Source organism: Methylobacterium bullatum, from assembly GCF_014845095.1.
Taxonomy (GTDB): domain Bacteria; phylum Pseudomonadota; class Alphaproteobacteria; order Rhizobiales; family Beijerinckiaceae; genus Methylobacterium; species Methylobacterium bullatum.
In genome coordinates, this window is record NZ_NKUG01000016.1 from 1 (window position 1) to 18,986 (window position 18,986).

Consider the following 18,986-nt stretch of genomic DNA (forward strand, 5'->3'; position numbering starts at 1 on the left):
TCACCGGCAAGCGGTGATCCGCCACCGCTGACCGTCCCACGCCGACCTGCCGTCCAGGACCGCCATCCGGTCATCGCATGACGGCCGTCGCCCTGGCCCGGCTCCCATGCCGGGTCAGACCTCGCCGTTGCCCACGCGGCGGTCAACTCCTCCACCTTCCCACCCACAAGGACGACCGATGAGCAAGGGTTACCCCTCGATGACCGCGCTGCTGGGCCTGCTGGCCGTGGCCGGCTACCAGAACCGCGACAAGCTCGCCGAGCTTCTGAAGGGCCACGACGCCCCGTCGACCCCCTCCCTGAGCCCGAACCATGGCACCGTCCCGCCGATCCCGAGCACCGGATCGAACACCGGAGCCACGGGTGGTTTCGGCAACCTCGGCGGCCTTCTGGGCGGCCTCGGCACCGCCGGCGTGGGTGGGCTGATCGCCAGCGGCCTGAGCGAGCTGGTCGACCACTTCACCAAGGGCGGCCATGGCGAGACGGCGAATTCCTGGATCAACCAGGGCGCCAACCGCGATATTCCAGAGGCGGACCTCGAACGCGCCATCGGCCCGGACACCCTCGACCATCTCACCCAGCAGACCGGCCTGAGCCGCGCCGCGCTCCTGTCCCGCCTCTCCCGCGAACTGCCCTCGGCCATCGACCGCTACGCTGCCGACAGCCGCAGGCCGGCCTGACGACACGCGGCCGGTGCCACCGGGCGCCGGCCCCACACGATTCCGGGCGAGCCCGCGCCGGGGTTCGATCCACAGCCTTCCCCCGACGCTCGCGAGACCCCCATGGCCATCGACTACCGCTCGGAACTGCGCCGCCCCTTGCCCTTCAGCCTCGCGGTCGTGGCCGCAATCCTGCTGGTCTGGCTCATCGTCGCCTCCATCGCGGGCGCGCGCCAGCGCAGCGCCCGGGACCACCGCATCGAGGACCTGCAGACCCAGCAGACGGCGCTCCGCGCCGACCTCGAGCGGCAGGTCTCGACCGCCGGCACCCTAACCGCCCTCCAGGCCAAGATCGCCACCGCCCAGCAGCAGGACCAACAGGCGAGCCAGGCCGCCGAGCAGGCGAAGTCCCGTGCCGCGACCCTGACCCAGGAGCAGCAGGCGGCCGAGACCAAGACGGCCGAGGCGAGGAAGGTGGCCGAGGCCGAGACCCGGAAGCTCACCGAGTTGCAGAGCCAGGTCGCGCAGGCCGAGGGGAAACTGGCGCCCCTGCAGGAGGCCATCACCGGTGCGGAGACATCCGCCGTCGACCGTGCCCGGGATCTCGCCGAGGTGGGACGCCGCCTCGAGGACGCCCGGGTGCAGGAGGCCAAGCTTCGTGCCGATCTCGCGACCATGACCCAGGAGGCGACGGCCAAGACCGCAGACCTCGCCAAGGCCGAGGAGCGGCAGCAGAACGCCCGCGAGGCCGCCGCCGCTGCTCAGAAGGAGCTGGCCGACGCGCGGGCCGCAACCGAGCAGGCCACCCGGCAGCGCACGGACACCGATCAGGCCGTCGCCGCGTTGACCGTCGGCAAGGACAAGCTCACGTCCGAGATCGACCTCGCCAACCGCGACGCCCAGCAGGCCCGCGACGCCCTGGCGAACGTCCGCAAGGAACTCGCCGAGGCCCAGGCACAGCGTGACCGCGTCGTCTCCGAGCGTGGTCAGGCCGAGCAGGCCTTGCAGACGCTCTCCGCCGACCGCGATGCCGGCGCCAGCGCCCTCGATGCCCTCCGCAAGCGCCAGACCGACGCGCAGGGAGAGCTGGCCGCGCTCACCGAGACCCTGGCCACCCGCAACAAGGAGGCCGCTTCCCTCGACGAGCGTCTGGCTTCCGCCCGGCAGGACCTGAGCACCGCCCAGGCGAAGCTCGCGGAAATCCGCCAGCAACTCGCCGCCCCGCCTGCCCCCGCGCCGAGCCAGCCGGCTCGCTGAGGCGATTTCGACCCACGCGGGCGGCCGCTCGCTCGCGTGGGTCGCCCATCCGGCCCCACCGCACGCAAAGATCTCGCGATGAAACTCCGTATCCTCGCCCTCACGGCACTCGCTCTCGTGGGAGCCCCGCCTGTCTCCCGGCCATCCGTGGCGCAGGAGGGGCCCGAGCTGGAGACCCTCCGGGCGAATTGCGGGGGCGATTACCTTCGCCTGTGCGCCGGCATGAAACCGGGTGGCCCCGAGGTGAAGGCCTGCTTCAAGCGCAATCGCCCGAATCTGTCGGAGGGATGTTCACGGGCCATCGCCGCCTACGAACGCTCCCGCGGCGGATCCTCCGGCGAGGCCGACGACTGACTCACGGGATGAGGAAGGCAGGTGGATGCGCTTGGCCGGCGGCCGGTACACCGCGGTCGGCGACGCCAACCAAGACGAGAGCCGCGACCCGGACCCGATCTGTCCCGGCCAGGTTTCCGTGCTGCCGAGCGAAGACGTCGACGATGCCGTGCGGGACGAGAAGCGCGGCTGAGGAGGAAGCACCCATGACCACGTTCACCAAGACCGTCACCTATGTCCTGGCCGCCGCGGCCGTCGTCACGCTCGTCATCGTCGTCCTTCAATCGACGAGCATGCTGGCGAGCTCATAGCCGCACTGACGGAACGAGAGTGTCGGTGACCTCGGCGGTCGGCCCTTGTGAAGGTCGGGCCGCGGGGGAGGACGGTTCGGGCGTCTCGAGCGACGTGCTTCATTCGTCGCCGAGTGCGTCGAAATAATCGAAAAACACGCCTTCCGGATCGTGCTTGCGTCTCAGCGCACACAATCGCTCCCATTTCTCGGGCGTGAAGGCCTGTGGGACGTTCGCGGGCTGCTCGACCGTATTCGTCTCGCCGATATAGTAACCCGTATTGTAGGGGCGCAGCGTCGTCGTGATCCGGCGATGCCACTCGGTGTTGGCGGCGTCGTCCTCGGCCTTCCACCACATGGTCCAGGGGCCGCCATAGACCTTGGCGGAGACGGAATAGGCCATGTCCTTCTGCGCGGCCGGGACATCCGGGCCGCAGAAGATGGTCAGCAGGAAGACGGAGGTCGCGGACGGCGCATCGGGCAGCAGGGGCAGGATGGCCTGGACCAGCTCTCCCGGACTGTGATCGGAATAGGTCGCTTCCACGCGCGAGCGGGCGCCTTCCGGCCAGAAGGATCCCGACGCGTCGAAGAGCTGCTCGAAGGTGAGCGGTGTCGCGAAGGACGATGAAAGGGGTGTGATCGGAGAGCGCTCCAGCACCTGCAATGCGGTCCTCGCGGCGTCCGGCGTGTCTTCGAACGCCGTGGCCGTCACCATGCAGAGCCAGCCGTTCTCGGCGGCGGCCTCTTCTCTCAACTCCGGCGGAGCCTGCACGACGAACAGGCTCAACTCGACCGCAGGGGAAATGCCGGGGGCCAGCTTGCCGAGCCAGGTCCCGATCGCCGGAGCGTCCGCGAGGCGATAGTAAGAGGTGCTGCCATGCATGGCTTTCGGCAGCGGATGAAGCTTGAGATGGTACTTCGTCACGACGCCGAAGAATCCGGACCCCGCCCCTCGGGCGGCCCAGAAGAAGTCCGTGTTCTGCGTCGCGCTCGCCGTGATCAGGTCGCCCTGGGCGGTGACGAGTTCGATGGCCTCGACGCTCTCCGCTCCGGAGCCCCAGACGGTGGGGTTCCAGGCCATGCCGCCGCCGAGCAGATAGCCGCTGGCTTTCACCTGAGGGCAATGGCCGGTCGGGAAGGCCAGCCCGAGGGGATTCAGCGCTTTCTGGATGTCACGGTTGCTGACGATCGGCTGAATCACCGCCTTCAGGTTATCGGCATCGACGGAGACGATCTGCGTGAGTTGCGAGAGATCGATCAGGATGCCGCCGTGACGCAGGCTCGGCTGGCACCAGTTGTGGCCGCCTCCGCGCACGACGACCTTCAGTCCGCTCGCGCGGGCGAACCGCACGGCCGCGACGACGTCGTCCTCGTCCAAGGCCTTCACGATCGCCTCGGGGGCGCGATCCGGGATCAGCCTGTTCCAGAGATTCCCGTGAATCGCCTCGAGGAATTGCGGATCACCCGCAGTGAAGACCTCGCCTTTGCAGGCATCCCTCAGACCGTCGATGTTCATGGCGTCACGCAGTAGGACGGAGGGACCGCCCGGACGACAACGATCCGGGCGGGAGATCTTGCTTCAGGTGGAATCCGAGCCGTCGGTTCAGTAAGGAACCCGGTCCGCCTTCTGGGCATACTTCTTCCAGACCTCGACGGCTTCCGTGCGCATGATCTGCGTTGTCGGAATGGAACGCTCGGAGACATCCTTCTTGAGCTCGGCATAGATCATGCTGTCGTCGAAGCCGCCGTATTCCAATGCGTCTTCGACCTGGGCGGCGTAGTACACGCGCTTGATGCCGGCCCAGTAGGCTGCCGCCATACACATCGGGCAGGGCTCGGCGCTGGTGTAGAGCGTCGCGTCGCGGAGCTTGAACGTCCCTTGCGACTTGCAGGCCTTGCGGATGGCCTCGATCTCGCCGTGCCAGGTCGGATCGTTTTCCGCGACGACGCGGTTGGCGCCCTCGGCGATGATCTCGCCGTCCTGAACGATGACGCAGCCGAAGACGCCGCCGGCGCTCTCGACCAGTGAGGTCTTCTCCGACAAGGCGATTGCCCGAGCCATGAAATCAGTGTGGTCGTGAGCCATTTCCAGTCTTTCTCGTTAGGTGTGGTCAGCTGATGCTGTCACGGGTGTCGATGAATTGTTAAAACAGGTGGGAGAACAAGAACATTTCGAGCCCGTAGAGGACGGCCAGAATCGTCACGCCCAGTGATTCCGTACGCCAGCGCTTCTGCGGATCCGGTTTCAGCCACCAGCCCAGGCCGAAGATCGCGACCGCCATCAGGGGCCACGACACCAGCGAGACGCTGATGGCATTGCCGATGAAGGTGGAGGCGGCCAGGGGCAACCCGTTCAGCAGAGGGCTGAGGAAGCGGATTTCCAGCATGACGACGGGAAACAGGACGAGCAGGACGAGGCAGGTCTGCTTCCAGGCCGGAGGCGGAGCGAGACGCTGCTCGTTGGCGAACCACCCGGCGAACGGATTGCTCATCCGGTGGCTCTGCCAGGTCGAGACCTGAGGCGTCGATTCGGCCAGGATGGCCTTCCTCTCCGCCGATTGCAGCCAGGCATCGAGGAAGGCCGGGCCTTCGAAGCGCACCAGCGTGGTCCAGTAGGGGACGTCCGACGACAGGGGCGCCTGGACGAGGGTGCCCATGTATCCGGGAAAGCGGGCCTGGACCTGCTGGATGCGCTCGGCCCAACGCCGGAACGCCTCCTCCTGCCCCGCCTTCACGATGGTCGTGATGACCTCCGTGACGGTGGTCGTCGAATGGTAATCCGGTGCCGCCTCGTCGGCACGGGACGTCTTGCCGTCGCCCTCCAGGGCCGCGAGGTCGCCGAGGAGGGCGGTGCGCGCCTCGTCCTCGATCCATCGGGTCAACGCTTCGGGCGAGCGGAACCGTTGGATGATCTGCCATTCGGACGAGCCGGAGAAGGCGGGGATGATCTCCAGGCTGACGAAGTCGTGAGAGGCCGAGACGACCCGCGTGAACTCGGCCTGCCACGCGGCGAAGCGCGCCTCCATGCCGGGCGGCACGGTGAGCTTCGTCGCGACGGCTTTCGTCGCCCCGACTTTTATCGAACGCGACGAATCCCGGCGGGAGCCCGGAGCTTCGCCTGCATTCGGGACATCGATCGCACCCGTTTCGAACATCGTCGACGAAGCCCTTCCATTGGCAGCTTCCAGAATACGCCACCCATGAGGCCGCCCTGTAGGTCGATGACCTACAAGACTTCGATCCTCACGCCTCTTTCGAAGGCACATCGTCAGCTACGCCCAGAACTGTAAACGGACTACGCCGCGTCGGTTCTGATTTATTGGCGAGACGAGCATGATCGCCGTGATGGTAAACGGCTGGTCTGCAATCCATGCCGCCTTGTCCGGCTGTCCTCAGCGTCTCGATCCCTGTTCGAAGGCTCGCTGTTCATGATCGCGAGCGATGGGCATTTGCCGGAGGCTGCTGTAGGTCGATGACCGACAGCAGCGGCACGGATTTTATGGAACACTACCCTGGTTGGCCGGCTCGCTCGGGGTAGACATGTCCTTCTTTCGGCTGCTGATCGTCGACGACCACCCGATCGTGCTGGCGGGCCTGAAGCTGCTGCTGCGTGGCGACGGCCGTTTCGACGTGTGCGGAGAAGCCCGATCGGCGCAGGCGGCCTGCATCGAGGCCGAGCGGCTGCAGCCCGACGTCATCATCACCGACCTGATCATGGGAGACGGCGACGGCCTCGCGCTGATCGAGGATCTGCGCGCCATGCTGCCGGCCGCCAGGATCGTCGTCTATTCCAGCCGCGACGAGACGGTCTGGGGTCCGCATGTGATCTATGCCGGCGCGCATGGCTATGTCGCCAAATCCGAGCCGCTCGAAACCGTCGCCGTGGCCCTCGACCGGGTGATGGCGGGCGCCATCCATGTCAGCGAGCCGGTGCAGCAGCTGTTGATGGGCGATCTCGCGCGGCGACGCGACCGTCGGACGGAGATCGGCGACCTGTCCGGCCGCGAACTGCAGGTGCTCCGGCTGATCGGCAGCGGTGCGACGCTGCAATCGCTGGCCAAGGAATTGGGATTGAGCGTGAAGACGGTCGGCACCTATAGGGAGCGCCTGAAGATCAAGCTCGGGCTGGACAGCGTCAGGATGCTCGAACGCCATGCGGCGGATCACGTCGCGGGGCGTCTCGATCCGTCATGAAGGACAGTCCGTCATGAAGAGCTGGCTGGCCCGCTGGGATGTGACCCCTGCCGAACAGGCCGGCATGACGTTCGGAGAGGTGCTGACCCTCGTCAATATCCGACGGGTCGAGATCGCCTGCATGCTGGGGCTGTTCACCAAGGCGATCGAGTTCGCCACCGGACTCAGGACCGTTCAGATCGTCGTGGAAATCGTGCTGGCGTTCGCCTTCCTCCTCGCCTCGCTGGCGTTGCGGCGCGGCGGCGGACCGTGGCTCCGGCGCGGCTTCGTCGCGGTCTTTCTGGTCCTGACCCTGCTCGACACCCAAGGGGCGATCGCCGCGATGGGCGCCAAGGGACGGCTGACCAGCGGATATCCGATGATGCTCCTGTCCCTGACCCTGCTGTTCGTGCTGCCGCCCCTGGCTTTCGCGCTGGCCCTGATCCCGCTGCTGGTGAGCTATTGCTGGATCGTGCTCGCCACGGCGACCTTTCCCGCCGAGCAGGTCGTCGCCATCGTCAATGCCGCCATCGTCTCGGTGATCGCCGTCGTGGCCGCGGCGCTGATCCATTCCGGACGGCGCAGCGATTACGAGCAGAAGCGGACGATCCGTCTCCAGAACGATCGGCTGACGGAAAGGAACAGCGAACTCGACACCCTGATGGCGATCACCGCGCATGACCTGCGCAGTCCCCTCTACGGCCTGCGCAACCTGTTCGACCTCGCCGTCCGGCGCGCTCCGCGGGAGCCGGAACTGCCGCTCGTGGTGCTGCGAGAGGCGAAGGCGAGCATCGACGCGATGCTGGGTCTCGCCACGCGTCTGCTCGACGCGCACGCCGCCGAGCATCGGCCGCTCGCGCGCCTCGCGAACGAGGATGTGCGCAGGCATGTGCTCGCCGCCGTCGACCGGATCCAGCCCCTCGCCCAATCGGCCGACGTCCGGATCGAGGTGGATCTGCCGGACCGGCCGTTGATCGCCACCCTCGATTCGGGCGCCCTCTCGCAAATCCTCGACAATCTCCTCAGCAACGGCGTTCGGTTCAGCCCGACGGGCGGCATCCTGACGATCGGCGCCGCACGGGATGGCGGGTCCGTGGCGATCGAGGTCCGGGATCGCGGACCGGGCATCGATCCGGCCGGGTACGCTCTCCTGTTCAAGAAATTCCATCAGGCCGCCGGGGCACGCTCCGAAGGGGCGCCGAGCACGGGCATGGGCCTGTTCATCGTCGCGACCCTCGCCGACCGCATGGGGGCCGCGGTGCGCTGTGAGCCCGCGACGGATGGGGGCGCGGTTTTTGTAGTGACGCTGTCCGCGGGCGGGACCGAGACGTAGAGCGCCCGATGCTCCGCAGGTTCGCATTGGCACGCCAATGCTTCACCCCGCTTCGGCCTTTTGAAGCGTCGCAGGTTTTGGGACGCAAAACCGGTGACCACTTTTGCTGAACCTGCGCAGTTCCCCATCGAGGGCGAGCGGATCGATCCTGCCCATCGAATTGATGCGTCGGCGTTTTGCGAGCAATGATACGCCATCCCCGAGGAACGCGGACCCGGCGCGTGCGGCATGACGTGCCGCGTCGGCCGCCGACGAACAGGATCTCCATGCGTACGATCGCCTCCTCGCTCGCCCTCACGCTGCTCGCGGCCCTGGCGCCGCTTCCGGCCCTGTCCGCGCCGGACAAGGCCGTTCTGGAAGCGGCCGAGGCCCAGAATGGCCCGTATCGCGAGACCCTGAAGGGGCTCGTCGACGTCGACACCGGAACCGGCGATGTGCCCGGCCTTTCCAAGGTCGAAGCGGTCCTGACGAAGCGCCTCGAAGCGTCGGGGCTGACCGTGAGCACCCGGACCGCCCCCGCCTTCGGCGGCAACACCCTCATCGGCACGCGATCCGGCACGGGCACGCGCAAGATCCTGCTCCTGGTGCATTACGACACCGTGTTCGGCACGGGCGACGCGGCCAAGCGCCCCTATACCGAGCGCGACGGCCGCGCCTACGGACCGGGCGTTGCCGATGCCAAGGGCGGCGTGGCGATGATCCTGCATGTCCTCAGCGCGTTGGAGACATTGCGGTTCGACGGCTACGGCACCCTCACGGTGGTGTTCAATCCGGACGAGGAGCGCGGCTCGCGCGGGTCACGCGACGAGATCGCCAGGATCGCCCGCGAACAGGATGTGGTCCTGTCCTTCGAGCCTTCCTTCGCCGAGGCCGGCGTCGATGCCGTCACGGTGGCGACCAAGGGCATCAACTACGCGAGCCTGACGGTGAAGGGACGCGCGTCCCATGCCGGGGGCGCGCCGGAAGCCGGGCGCAACGCGGTGGTCGAACTCGCCCACCAGATCCTTCAACTGCAGGACCTCGGTGACCCGAGCAAGGGGACCAGCCTGCATTGGACCATGATCCAGGGGGGCACCAAGCCGAACATCATCCCCGAGACCGCCAAGGCGGAGGGCGACATGCGCTACTTCGTGCCGACCGAATACGACCGCATCCTGACGGAGGCCCGCAGGATCGTCGGTGCGCATCGCGTTCCCGACACGCAGGTGACCTTCGATCTCGCCAGGGGCCGTCCGCCGCTGCCGCGCAATCCGGCATCGACGTCGCTCGGCGACCGCGCGAAGGCGATCTACGCCGAACTGGGGGCGGACCTCGCGCTGGCCGAGATCGGCGGCGGCACCGATGCGGGCTACGCCTTCCAGCCCGACAGCCCGGCAAAACCCGCCATCCTCGAGTCGCTCGGCATCGTCGGCGGCCACTATCACAGCACCGATGAGTTCGCGGTCCTCGCCAGCATCACGCCGCGGCTCTACCTCGCGACCCGCCTCGTGATGGAGGCGGCGCAGGACACGGGCCGTTGATCGGCCCGGCCAGGGCGTCGTCCCGAGCAGGTATCGCCGACATGGTCCCGGTTCTGATATAGACGCCCGTGACACATCGAAGAGCCTGCTTGGCTGCCGACAGAGGGCGCGACGCCCACCTCCGCCGTTCGCCGAGTGTCTCTCACACAACTCCCGCTTCCCCGTCTGCCGTGAGCGAGAACCGACGGTGACCGGGCGTGGTGTGAGGCGCTCATGATCGCTTTCCGTTAACCCCGGACCCGCTGCCTTGTGTGTGGCCGCGAAGGTTGACGCTGCCCTGCGTGCCGCCATAGACAAGGCGGCCGGACGATCGGGTCGCGATCCGGTAGCAAGGGCGAGAAACCCAAGCATCGGCAAAGGCAAATTATTCAGCCTTTGCACCAGCTTGGAAGGGTGGCCGAGTGGTTTAAGGCAGCGGTCTTGAAAACCGCCGTGGGGGCAACTCCACCGTGGGTTCGAATCCCACCCCTTCCGCCAGATATCAGAGCTGCAAGGTCGTCCGTGGTTTTCCGGGTTGTCGAACCCGTTGAGCTGACACCATATTCCGCACTGACGTGGTCGCATCGGGGTGCGCCAGGACTGCCAAGGGCACACGTCGTGCTTGGGCACTGTCGTGCAGGGGCCGGACCGTGCCCACCATCAACAAGTTGACTGCCAAGCAGATCGCGACGCGACCCCTCGGCTTGCACAGCGACGGTGGCAATCTCTACCTTTCGGTGCGTCCAGGCGGATCGCGCCAATGTGGCCTGCCCCCATGCGGTGGCCGAAGTTCGAAGTTAGGGCATCGTCGGTCGCGTGACGATGGCGGGGTGAGCGAGCGGCGCTGATCCGCTCGGTTCCGTTGGCCAGATGACGACCTCCGGCGCAGGTGGCTGGTATCCGAGCGAGGAGTGCGGACGGATGCTGTTGTAAGGCCGTGATCCGACGGTAGCCGTAGCGTTCATACTGCCAGAGCGAGGGCGACGATGGCGGTCGTCGGTGCGACCTCGACCGCGACGGCAGTCCTGCGCTGCGTCGAACGATGCCGGCCCAGGACACGGCAGGCGAAGCGTTCCGACACGCCGCGCTCGGCAACGACGTAGTCGACACAAGCCTGGCGGCGAGCCGGGCTCAGAAGTTTTGCTGGCGCTGCCCTTTGGGTCCCGAAGCCGCCTCCGTGAGAATGAGCGTCTCCAGGGTCAGGTCGGCGATTGCCCGACGAAGTCGTTGGTTCTCGGTCTCCAGGGACTTCAGCCGCCTGACCTGATCGCCCTTTCAGGCCGCCGTACTCGGAGCGCCAGCGATAATACGTGGCGTCCGTCACCTCGCTGGACCGAATTGCTTCAGCGACCTTGCGGCCTTGCGAGACCAAGACATCGACCTGGCGCAGCTGAGTGTCTCTCAAAAAACTCCCGCTGCGCTGTCGTGCGCGGAGCGAGAACCGACCGTGGTCGGGAATTTTGTGAGGCACTCTTAGCGACAATTTCTTCAGCCGTATGATTCCTCCGCCCCATGATGACATCCTCCACACGGTGCGAAGCCATACTTCAGGGAGGACCACTTTTCAGGTGGCAGGCCAATATACGTCGATGGAGTACAATTCGCGCTCACCGGCTTGTCATGAATTTATATGCTTGAGCAACGGCATGGTCCTTCGACTCTGCGAAATACATCGGGATTGGAAACGCCTTCGAGAGCTTGTCTGCTTGCTGTCGAAGCACAGCACGCCGTGAAACATCGGGTTCAACGATGAAGTACGCGCGGCAGACCTGGGCAAACTCATGGAGATGCACCTTGAGCCATGCGGCCTGGGCCGCGCGTTCCTCCGCGGTCTCGTCTCCGCCTGAGGCGGTCGTGACGATCGCGAACGCCCTCTTGTCTTGGATGAGACGGTCGAGCGCATCATGCTGCGAGCGCAGCCGGTCGGGGGTGCCCGGTGGCGGCAGGTCGAGCACGACGACCGGCGGCGCATCGAAGCTTTGACCCAGATCGTCTTCGGTCGGCACGGAGGAGCGTCGTCCTTCGGTCATTCCGTTTTCCCGTCAGAATACGATGTCTCGGCGGCGCGTCGCATTGGCTGCCTGGGCCTATCCCGGTGTCAGAATTTGAGCCGAACCGAACCGCCAACCATGAGAGGGGGAGCGATGGCGACCAAAGGACCGAAGCCGACGTCGAGAGCAATGCTGCGATAGCGCGTGTCGGTCAGATTCGTGCCGAACAGGCTCAGCGCATAACGCTCGTTCTCGAACGAGATGCGCGCATTGAGCAAACCGTATCCCGGTTGCCGCAGCGTATTTTCCGCATCGAAGTAGAAACCCGATTTTGCATTGTACCATACATCGATGGTCCCGATCAGCTTGTCGTAACCTGTCTTCCATGCATAGCTTCCGCCGATGGAGCCGTTATATTTCGAAACGTATTGCTGCTGGTTGCCGCTTGCGTCGATCGCGACCGAGCGTCCGGTGGCGATGGCATTCTTGAAATCTTCGTAGGTCGCATCGACGTAGCCCACGCTGGCGCGGACCGACCAATGCTCGTCGATACGGAACCGGCCCTCGGCCTCGGCACCATAGGATTGGCTGCTGAGGGCATTCTGGATCGGGGTCGACTGGGTCGCGATGTTGTTGACCTGGACCTGCTGGTCGCTCCAATCGTTGAAGAAGACGGCTCCGTCGATGGAAAGCCGGTTGTCGAGAAGCTGCGCCTTCCATCCGGCCTCGTACGTCATCAAAGACTCGGACTTGTATGGTCGGTCGTCACCCACACTGACGAATGCCGAATTGAATCCGCCGGATTTGTAGCCCCGGCTGACGCTCGCATAGATGTTCACCTCCGGATTCAGCGCGAATTGGAGTCCCGCCCGCGGGGTCACGTAGGCCTCCGACAGGGTATTGCGGAACGAGGACGCGAAGGCGGCGGTGAATCCGAGGGCTGCGAAGGACGGGTTGTCGACGCTGAAGCGATAATCGATGTCCTTCCAGTCATGTCCGACCCGGGCGCCGGCGAAGAGCTTGAGACGTTCGGTCAGGGCATAGGACCCGTCGACGAAGCCCGCGACGGCGGTCGTCGCGATGTCGGCTTTCGACGCCAGGCTCACGCTGTCGCCCGTGAGGAAGCCACCGGGTGAGAACGTGCTCTTGAGGCCGTAGGTGCTCGAGCCCTTGCTGTGCTCCACATAGGCGCCGGCCAGCCATTTGAACCGGTCGTCGGAATCGGAGATGTATCGGTATTCCTGCGAGAACTGCTGGTAGCTGCCGCGGAACGGGTTGTCGGTGCGGTAGCGAAATCCGGCGATTCCGAAGGCTTGATACTGCGCCTCCAGCGGCGCGAAGTAGCCGCGGGGAAAGGTGTTACCGCGATACTCGTTGTTTCTGTCCTGGAAGCCTGTGATCGAGACGATCCGGTCGCCGTTCTCGCGCTTGAGGGTGAATTGGGTGCGGGCCGTCGTCGTGTTGAGTGTGCCGTTGAAGGGGTCGAGGATATCGACACGAGCGCGGCCGGCGCGGAAATCCTGATCCCGCTGGAAAGCCGCGTCGTAGCTGCGCTGACTCTGGCTCTCGACGCTGCCGATGAATTCGAGCGTGTCGGTGATGTCCCCCTTCACGCTGAAGCGCCCGTGAAGGTCTTCAAGCGAATTCAGATCGCGGTGCGTGGCGAGATTGGGCGTGTATCCGTCGTTCCGGCTGCCCGATAGCGCGCCGCGGACAGCCCAGCCCGAGTTGGCGATCGGCATGTTGACGATGCCGAAGCCGCGCAACTGGTTGAAGCGGCCGTACTCGATCCCGACTTCGCCGAACACCCGTGCGGGATCGGGCAAGCTGGAGATGACGTTGATCGCTCCTGCGAGGTTGTTGCGGCCGTAGAGAGTTCCCTGCGGGCCCCGCAAGACCTCGACGCGGTCGACGTCGAGCAGCCCACCCGAATAGCCCTGAGAATTCCCGACGGACACGCCGTCCTTGTAAAAGCCGACCGCCGGGTCGGTGTCGATGAGGCCGGAGCCGATGCCGCGAATGGCGGTGAAGTTGGTGTAGAGGCTGCCGCTCAGCGTCCCCATCTGGGCATTCGGAATTTCGTTGATCGCCTGATCGGCGCGGCGGATCTCATGACGGTCGAGATCGGCCGCTGTTCGCAGACCGAGGCTGATCGGCACGTCACCGGCCCGCTCCGGCCGGTGTTGCGCCGTCACGCTGAGTTCATCGAGGGTCACGGGGCCCGCCGGTGCCGCGACCTGTTGGGCGAGAGCCGGGGATGCGGCGGACGCAAGAATGAGGGCAAGGCTGCCGCGGACGACCATGATGACACTCGGAGGGAAGAACCGGGTGCCAGTCTCTCAAACGACAACGGCCAAGGTTACCGGTATCCCGTTTGCCGTTTGACAAAAGGCCTATGCGAAGGCTTGGCGCCGCCGCGAAGGGTGGTCGGGCGACGAGTTCGGGATTCGGTCTCAGCTGCGCGCCGCGCTCGGGGGATGGCCGAATCGGCGCTTGAACGCCGTCGCGAAGTTCGCCGGATGCGCATAGCCGGCCCGATAGGCCGCCTCCGACACGGTGAGGCCCATGGTCTGGATGAGCTCCCGCCCGTAGTTGAGCCGGCGGTCGGAGATGTAGCTGCCGATGCAGACCCCGAAAGCGACGCAGAAATCCTGCCGGAGCTTGCTCGGGCTCATGCCGAACTCACTCGCCAGGGACACGATCGAGGTCGTGCCGCTCGGGTTGCCGTCGATCCACTGGCGTACCGCCATAATGCGTTCGATCGATTGGGCGCTGAGGGAAGGCGCCTTCGGTTTGGGATCGACGTGGTCGAACTCGTCCGCCAGGGCGCTCAGGAGATCGAGAGCCCGGCTCTGGTAGTGCAACGCGATGAGGCCGTCGGTCCGCGGCGGATGGTGGACCGCCCAGGCGATGCGTTTCAGGCGCGCATCGAGGGGGCGGCGCCGGACCGATGTCGGGCCGTTCAAGGCCGCCCACATCCGCATGAAAGGCGGGTCCTTCAGAAAGCGCTGCTCGTTCCGCTCGAACCATTCCGGCAGGACGATGAGTTCGACGGTCCGGACCGGGAGGTCCGGCATGATCACTTTCTGGATGTGCATGCGCGCGTTCGAGGTCGCGACCCATACCTCGTTCGGTGAAAAACCGGCATCGAACCCAGCCGTCTGCCCCTCGGCGCGCCCATCGAGGACGATGCTCATGCAGACGCAAGGAAAGGTCTGCGCCTCGACGAAAATCGGCTCGACCGATTGGAAGTTCGTGGAGAGCAGGGTGACGCCATCCTCCTTGAAGACGACATCGTACTTCGCCGATTTTCCGCTGAGCGTCTCCGGTGGGTGGACCGCCGTATCCGGATTCTCCCAATCGCAGATGGCGTCGCAGCGACACTCCATGCCATTCCGCCTTCCATGCCGACCGCGCTCCAAGATACGCAACAGCTCCCGTGCACTTGAAAGCGTGAACAGTCTTTACGATGTAGAACTATTACAATGACGATGTTCTATCGCGCCGAAACTCAGTCAATCGCCGTGCTAGCAGCGCGCCTTGCCGGAAACAAGAATTTTTGACCCCACGCTGTGTTGTGGCAGCCCCTCAACCGACCGCTTATGAGGCGGCCTGAGACTGCAGGGCGAGATCGAAATTCTTCCAGTTTGGACGATCGCAGCAAAGATCTTTTGACGAATCGCAAATGCGATCCTTCGCGCAACGGCCGTCGCAATGATGCATAGGATCTGCCGTCCAGGCTTCGGAAGTGCGGGGCAGTCATGTGCATTACTGGAACAATTCCAGATTATGCTTTTGTCCGCCGGGTGAGATCACATTTTCATAACAAGAATTCGGGTAAGCTCTTCCCTTATGTCATGATCGAATGCGCTGTTTCCTGCACGGCGGCCGGGCCGTGTCTCGCTCCGCGCGAAGGACTCGGCATCGAGCGTCCGGAGATGCGTGTCCGCATCGGCGAGGACCGCCTCTCCCTCTTCGCCACATAATACCAAGCGGCGCTGATCCCGACCGATGGTCGTCCTCAGCACGTTCGGCGGACGCCCGCCGCCGCGCAGTCGCGCGCGCGGCCGACGATGAGGTCTCCTCATTGTCGGCCGTTTTCAGCCTGCGGGTCGAGCGCCCCGCCATGGCCGGGACGCGCGCACGAATGGCCCGATGAAGGTCTGCTCCGCGTCACACCATCATTCGTCTTCGCGCCATCGCGACCCAGGAGATCGCCGCATGACTTCGTTGTCCCGTCAGACGCTGGCCACCATCCTGTTCGGATTGATCGTGTTCGGGACCGGCCAGACCGTGCTGTTCGCGATGCTCGGCCCTGTCGCCCGCGATATCGGCCTCGACGTCGTCGATGTCGGTCTCGTCGTCACGGTCTCGGCGCTTGTCGTCGTGGTCGTCTCACCGTTCTGGGGGCGTGCCGCCGACCGCTGGGGACGAACGCGCACGCTGACACTGGGCCTGGCCGGCTACGCCGTCACGACCGCGCTCTTCGCCTATGTGCTGCATCTTGGCCTCATCGGCGACATCTCGGTCTACGTGGTCTTCGGACTGATGCTCGCGAGTCGGGTTCTCTACGCGCTGGTCGCCGCGGCCATCCAACCCTCCGCGTCGGCGATCGTCGCGGCCGCAACGGACGAGGCGGGGCGTGCCTCCGGCATGGCACTGGTCGGCGCAGGCTTTGTCTTCGGAACCATCCTCGGCCCGGTGATCGGAGCCGGTCTCGTCGGCTGGGGATTGCTGACACCGCTCTTTGCCACCGCCGGTCTGGCAGGCCTCGCGGCGATCGCGACCCTGGTGTGGGTCGAATCACCGATGGGACCCGAGACGAAGGCAGCCAAGGCCGCGGTGAAACCCAGCGATCCGCGGCTATGGCCGACCCTGCTCCTTGCCGCGCTCGCCTTCGTCACGATCGCCATGACCCAGCAGACCCTGTCCTTCTACGTCCAGGACCTGCTCGGCCTCGATTCTGCGGCTGCGACGCGACAGGTCGGCTTCGCCCTGGCCGGTTTCGCGTTGGCCGCCCTGGCGAGCCAGATCCTCATCGTCAGACAGCTCTCGCCGACGCCGCGTACGATGCTGAGACTTGGGGCGGCGGGACTACTGACGGGTTTCGTCGCCCTCGGCTTGGCACAGAACCTCGCCCTCATCGTCGCTGGCTGCATCGCCTTGGGCGTCGGCTACGGCGTCATCATGCCGGGTCTGCAGACCACGGCCTCCCTGGCGGTCGGGCAGGCTGAGCAAGGCGCCGCCGCCGGACTGGTCTCCGCCGCCATGGCTCTCGGATTCGTGGTGGGGCCGATCCTCGGCACCTCCCTCTATTACGTCGAGCCGCGTCTCCCCTTCCTCATGGCCATCGGCCTCAGCATCGGCCTCCTGGCCGCGGTCGCATCGGATCGCCTCGCTCCCGTCGCCCGGAGGATCGGATGATCACGCGCCCGATCTCCCTCGGCAGAGCGACGTTTGCGGTGCTACCGCTCTACGTGGCCTTCGGCGCGGTGCTGGGCTTCATCCAGACCGCGCTGCCCGCGATCCTGCAACGCGAAGGTGTCCCGCTCACCCTCGTCGGCTTCGCCACGCTGCTGTTCCTGCCCTTCGGCCTGTCCGCGTTATGGGCTCCCCTCGTGGATCGCTACGGTTCGGAGCGGTTCGGCCGCCGGCGAGGCTGGATCCTCGTCTGCCAAGGGATCGTCGTCGCGGCGCTGCTGATCTGCGCCGCTCTGGAACCCCATACGGCGATGCTGCTCCTGCTGCCCATGGGGGTGGCGGCAGCGACCATGGATGTCGCCCTGGACGGCTTCCTCGTCGAGACGGCCCGCGACGATGCCGAACGCGCCTTGCGTGGACCGCTCAAGGCCGGCGGAGTGTATGGCGGCATGCTGATCGGTTCGACCGCCATCCTGGCGATCTACGAACGGCTGGGATGGACGAATGCCATACTGGTTCTGGCAGCGCTTGCGCTGCTTGCACCCCTCGGCTTCGCTCGAGACTGTGAGCCGAGTGGCGACGATCGTCTCCACCGGCCCTGGCCGAAGCTCTCCGCACTGACGCGACGTCCCAATGGACTGCGTCTCGTCGTGTCGAGCATCGCTCTGGGAGTTGCGCTCGGTCTCGGCATCAGTGGATTTCGCCTGCTTCTCGTGGCCATCGGCCTTCCCCTCGCCAGCATCGGCGTCGCTTTCGGAGTGGCAGGGGGATTGGCGGGAATCGTTGGAGCGGCATTCGCCGGGTTCCTGGGCCGGACACTCGGTTCGAGTGCGACGCTCGCCGTAAGCGGTACCGGCCTGGCCTTGCTGCTTTCCTTGGCTGCGGCAGCGGGCACGGCCTTCCCGGCTACGGGACTGATAGCCTCCGCCTTCGTCGCGGCGTGCTACGCAGCCTATGCGATCCTCTACTCCGCCCTGTGCGCCCTCGCGATGCGGACATGCGCCTCCGATCAGGCGGCGACGGACTACGCCATTGTCCAGTCGGGCTGGACCTTGGCCGGAATCGCCGGCGGCGTCCTGAGCGGCCTGGCCGTCGCCGCTCTCGGCTGGCCCGCGGTCTTCCTGGTGGCGGCTCTGGGCGTCGCGACCTCGGCTCTGGTCGCGTCCACCACCAGATCCGCCCCCCCTGCCGTGGAAGGGGGCCGACCATGATCGACGCCGGCATCGACCGGTATGCGCCCGAGACCGTCCTCCGCGAGATCATCGAGGGGTTCGGCCTCATGGCTCCATCCTCGCAAGCGTCGGGGCCTCCGGAAAACCCGGCGCGGTCCAAACCCGCCCGGTCCGCCTTATCGAATCACAACGGCTCCGCCGAACAGACCCCGTGAGTCCCCCTCATCGCCGATTGGCATAAAAGGCCTCCATAAGATTCGCGGCCATCCTCATCGCCATGCGATAGACCAGCTCGTTCTTTCCAGCGTTATCGATCCCGTATTCTGCGATAAATTTCCCGAAACAGCATTACTTTGTGATGATTTTACTATCGAAGGGCTTTGTATGATATTTTTCGCAATTACTCATGTCATTTTGTTATATTCGTAAATACATAAACTGAAAATATGAGACAAGTTCGAACTTTAAGCAGATATCTCATCGTCATTAAGCGTTTTTAAACCAAGTTACGGACAATTATAAAGGAGAGGTATTCTGCATCTCTGATAAAGCAGATTTTTAATTCTACCCCGTCTTTGCTCATTCAGTTGCAGGCGGGAAGGTGCAAGGGTGCAAATATGCGGCAAGCGACATTCTCGTACACGCGTACAGTCGCGGTTCTATTTGCAACTCAAGCCTGGGTCTCGTGGGATCAGTCGGCCCTAGCACAGGATCTACTGGCTCCACCTCTGCAAGTTTCGAGTTCGCAGGCCGAACGTCTGGACTTAGAGCGCCTAACAGAACCGTTTGATCTGGTTGAGGGTGATGAGGCTGGCCGCGAGGCTCGTGAAGGCCTCGTAGATGTCGCTCCGGCGTTCTCG

15 protein-coding genes, 1 tRNA gene and 2 pseudogenes are annotated in these 18,986 nt (G+C 65.2%); 10 read left to right on the forward strand and 8 right to left on the reverse strand.

The features are described from left to right. Nucleotides 1-178: 178 nt before the first annotated feature. The 4 genes from MBTS_RS01955 (at nt 179) to MBTS_RS01970 (ending at nt 2,441) form a co-directional block, all read left to right on the forward strand. Complete coding sequence (locus MBTS_RS01955; protein ID WP_192214975.1) at nt 179-679, forward strand: YidB family protein; 501 nt, start codon at nt 179-181, stop codon at nt 677-679. A gap of 102 nt (nt 680-781) precedes the next feature. Further along, a complete protein-coding gene (locus MBTS_RS01960; protein WP_192214976.1) occupies nt 782-1,915 on the forward strand; it encodes a coiled-coil domain-containing protein in 1,134 nt (377 codons plus the stop codon). A 78-nt stretch (nt 1,916-1,993) separates the two neighbouring features. Continuing rightward, nucleotides 1,994-2,269 (forward strand): hypothetical protein, encoded by a 276-nt coding sequence (locus MBTS_RS01965; protein WP_210322617.1) that lies wholly within the window; start codon nt 1,994-1,996, stop codon nt 2,267-2,269. A gap of 25 nt (nt 2,270-2,294) precedes the next feature. Next, nucleotides 2,295-2,441 (forward strand): LysM peptidoglycan-binding domain-containing protein, encoded by a 147-nt coding sequence (locus MBTS_RS01970; RefSeq protein ID WP_156629521.1) that lies wholly within the window; start codon nt 2,295-2,297, stop codon nt 2,439-2,441. 217 nt (nt 2,442-2,658) lie between these two features. On the opposite strand, the gene MBTS_RS01975 is transcribed toward MBTS_RS01970, so the two are convergent. From MBTS_RS01975 to MBTS_RS01985, 3 genes are all read right to left on the reverse strand, one after another. Continuing rightward, nucleotides 2,659-4,053, reverse strand: a complete 1,395-nt coding sequence (locus tag MBTS_RS01975) for an FAD-binding oxidoreductase (RefSeq protein WP_192214977.1) — start codon at nt 4,051-4,053, stop codon at nt 2,659-2,661. Nucleotides 4,054-4,140: 87 nt separating this feature from the next. Then, entirely contained in the window at nt 4,141-4,623 is a 483-nt protein-coding gene (locus MBTS_RS01980) for a nucleoside deaminase (protein WP_018043743.1), read from the reverse strand. A gap of 58 nt (nt 4,624-4,681) precedes the next feature. Continuing rightward, nucleotides 4,682-5,575, reverse strand: a complete 894-nt coding sequence (locus tag MBTS_RS01985; protein ID WP_238254145.1) for a putative antibiotic biosynthesis monooxygenase — start codon at nt 5,573-5,575, stop codon at nt 4,682-4,684. Nucleotides 5,576-6,077: 502 nt separating this feature from the next. Here MBTS_RS01985 and MBTS_RS01990 point away from each other — a divergent pair. The 4 genes from MBTS_RS01990 to MBTS_RS02005 all read left to right on the forward strand — a co-directional run bounded on the left by MBTS_RS01990 (nt 6,078) and on the right by MBTS_RS02005 (nt 10,040). Then, a complete protein-coding gene (locus tag MBTS_RS01990) occupies nt 6,078-6,731 on the forward strand; it encodes a response regulator (protein WP_147829741.1) in 654 nt (217 codons plus the stop codon). A 13-nt stretch (nt 6,732-6,744) separates the two neighbouring features. Continuing rightward, on the forward strand, nt 6,745-8,043 hold the full coding sequence (locus tag MBTS_RS01995; protein ID WP_187273320.1) for a sensor histidine kinase: 1,299 nt from the start codon (nt 6,745-6,747) through the stop codon (nt 8,041-8,043). Between the two features lie 266 nt (nt 8,044-8,309). Then, nucleotides 8,310-9,563 (forward strand): glutamate carboxypeptidase, encoded by a 1,254-nt coding sequence (locus MBTS_RS02000; RefSeq protein WP_147829745.1) that lies wholly within the window; start codon nt 8,310-8,312, stop codon nt 9,561-9,563. Nucleotides 9,564-9,950: 387 nt separating this feature from the next. After that, nucleotides 9,951-10,040 (forward strand) — tRNA-Ser (locus MBTS_RS02005). A gap of 432 nt (nt 10,041-10,472) precedes the next feature. Here the strand turns inward: MBTS_RS02005 and MBTS_RS02010 are convergent. From MBTS_RS02010 to MBTS_RS02025, 4 genes and pseudogenes are all read right to left on the reverse strand, one after another. After that, nucleotides 10,473-11,056 (reverse strand): annotated as a pseudogene (locus tag MBTS_RS02010) (transposase); the annotation flags it as partial. Nucleotides 11,057-11,149: 93 nt separating this feature from the next. Then, nucleotides 11,150-11,572, reverse strand: coding sequence for a hypothetical protein (locus MBTS_RS02015; protein ID WP_056143830.1), 423 nt, complete (start codon nt 11,570-11,572; stop codon nt 11,150-11,152). Nucleotides 11,573-11,640: 68 nt separating this feature from the next. Next, nucleotides 11,641-13,836, reverse strand: a complete 2,196-nt coding sequence (locus MBTS_RS02020; RefSeq protein WP_192214978.1) for a TonB-dependent receptor — start codon at nt 13,834-13,836, stop codon at nt 11,641-11,643. Between the two features lie 150 nt (nt 13,837-13,986). Continuing rightward, nucleotides 13,987-14,922 carry a helix-turn-helix transcriptional regulator gene (locus MBTS_RS02025; protein WP_147829784.1) on the reverse strand — a complete coding sequence of 312 codons (936 nt, stop codon included), beginning with the start codon at nt 14,920-14,922 and terminating at the stop codon, nt 13,987-13,989. Between the two features lie 832 nt (nt 14,923-15,754). On the opposite strand from MBTS_RS02025, the gene MBTS_RS02030 reads away from it, so the two are divergent. Both MBTS_RS02030 and MBTS_RS02035 read left to right on the forward strand, forming a co-directional pair. Then, on the forward strand, nt 15,755-16,957 hold the full coding sequence (locus MBTS_RS02030) for an MFS transporter (protein WP_192214979.1): 1,203 nt from the start codon (nt 15,755-15,757) through the stop codon (nt 16,955-16,957). Next, nucleotides 16,954-18,165: an MFS transporter gene (locus tag MBTS_RS02035; protein ID WP_147829788.1), complete on the forward strand. Its 1,212-nt coding sequence runs from the start codon at nt 16,954-16,956 to the stop codon at nt 18,163-18,165. The genes MBTS_RS02030 and MBTS_RS02035 overlap by 4 nt, the downstream gene beginning before the upstream one ends. Before the next feature lie 734 nt (nt 18,166-18,899). On the opposite strand, the pseudogene MBTS_RS02040 reads toward MBTS_RS02035, so the two are convergent. Beyond that, nucleotides 18,900-18,986 (reverse strand): annotated as a pseudogene (locus MBTS_RS02040) (IS5/IS1182 family transposase); the annotation flags it as partial.

What these genes read in the sequence shown, in the direction of transcription:
- MBTS_RS01955 (WP_192214975.1), top strand. Translation starts at nt 179, where the DNA reads ATGAGCAAGGGTTACCCCTCGATGACCGCGCTGCTGGGCCTGCTGGCC.
- MBTS_RS01960 (WP_192214976.1), top strand. Translation starts at nt 782, where the DNA reads ATGGCCATCGACTACCGCTCGGAACTGCGCCGCCCCTTGCCCTTCAGC.
- MBTS_RS01965 (WP_210322617.1), top strand. Translation starts at nt 1,994, where the DNA reads ATGAAACTCCGTATCCTCGCCCTCACGGCACTCGCTCTCGTGGGAGCC.
- MBTS_RS01970 (WP_156629521.1), top strand. Translation starts at nt 2,295, where the DNA reads ATGCGCTTGGCCGGCGGCCGGTACACCGCGGTCGGCGACGCCAACCAA.
- MBTS_RS01975 (WP_192214977.1), bottom strand. Translation starts at nt 4,053, where the DNA reads ATGAACATCGACGGTCTGAGGGATGCCTGCAAAGGCGAGGTCTTCACT.
- MBTS_RS01980 (WP_018043743.1), bottom strand. Translation starts at nt 4,623, where the DNA reads ATGGCTCACGACCACACTGATTTCATGGCTCGGGCAATCGCCTTGTCG.
- MBTS_RS01990 (WP_147829741.1), top strand. Translation starts at nt 6,078, where the DNA reads ATGTCCTTCTTTCGGCTGCTGATCGTCGACGACCACCCGATCGTGCTG.
- MBTS_RS01995 (WP_187273320.1), top strand. Translation starts at nt 6,745, where the DNA reads ATGAAGAGCTGGCTGGCCCGCTGGGATGTGACCCCTGCCGAACAGGCC.
- MBTS_RS02000 (WP_147829745.1), top strand. Translation starts at nt 8,310, where the DNA reads ATGCGTACGATCGCCTCCTCGCTCGCCCTCACGCTGCTCGCGGCCCTG.
- MBTS_RS02015 (WP_056143830.1), bottom strand. Translation starts at nt 11,572, where the DNA reads ATGACCGAAGGACGACGCTCCTCCGTGCCGACCGAAGACGATCTGGGT.
- MBTS_RS02020 (WP_192214978.1), bottom strand. Translation starts at nt 13,836, where the DNA reads ATGGTCGTCCGCGGCAGCCTTGCCCTCATTCTTGCGTCCGCCGCATCC.
- MBTS_RS02025 (WP_147829784.1), bottom strand. Translation starts at nt 14,922, where the DNA reads ATGGAGTGTCGCTGCGACGCCATCTGCGATTGGGAGAATCCGGATACG.
- MBTS_RS02030 (WP_192214979.1), top strand. Translation starts at nt 15,755, where the DNA reads ATGACTTCGTTGTCCCGTCAGACGCTGGCCACCATCCTGTTCGGATTG.
- MBTS_RS02035 (WP_147829788.1), top strand. Translation starts at nt 16,954, where the DNA reads ATGATCACGCGCCCGATCTCCCTCGGCAGAGCGACGTTTGCGGTGCTA.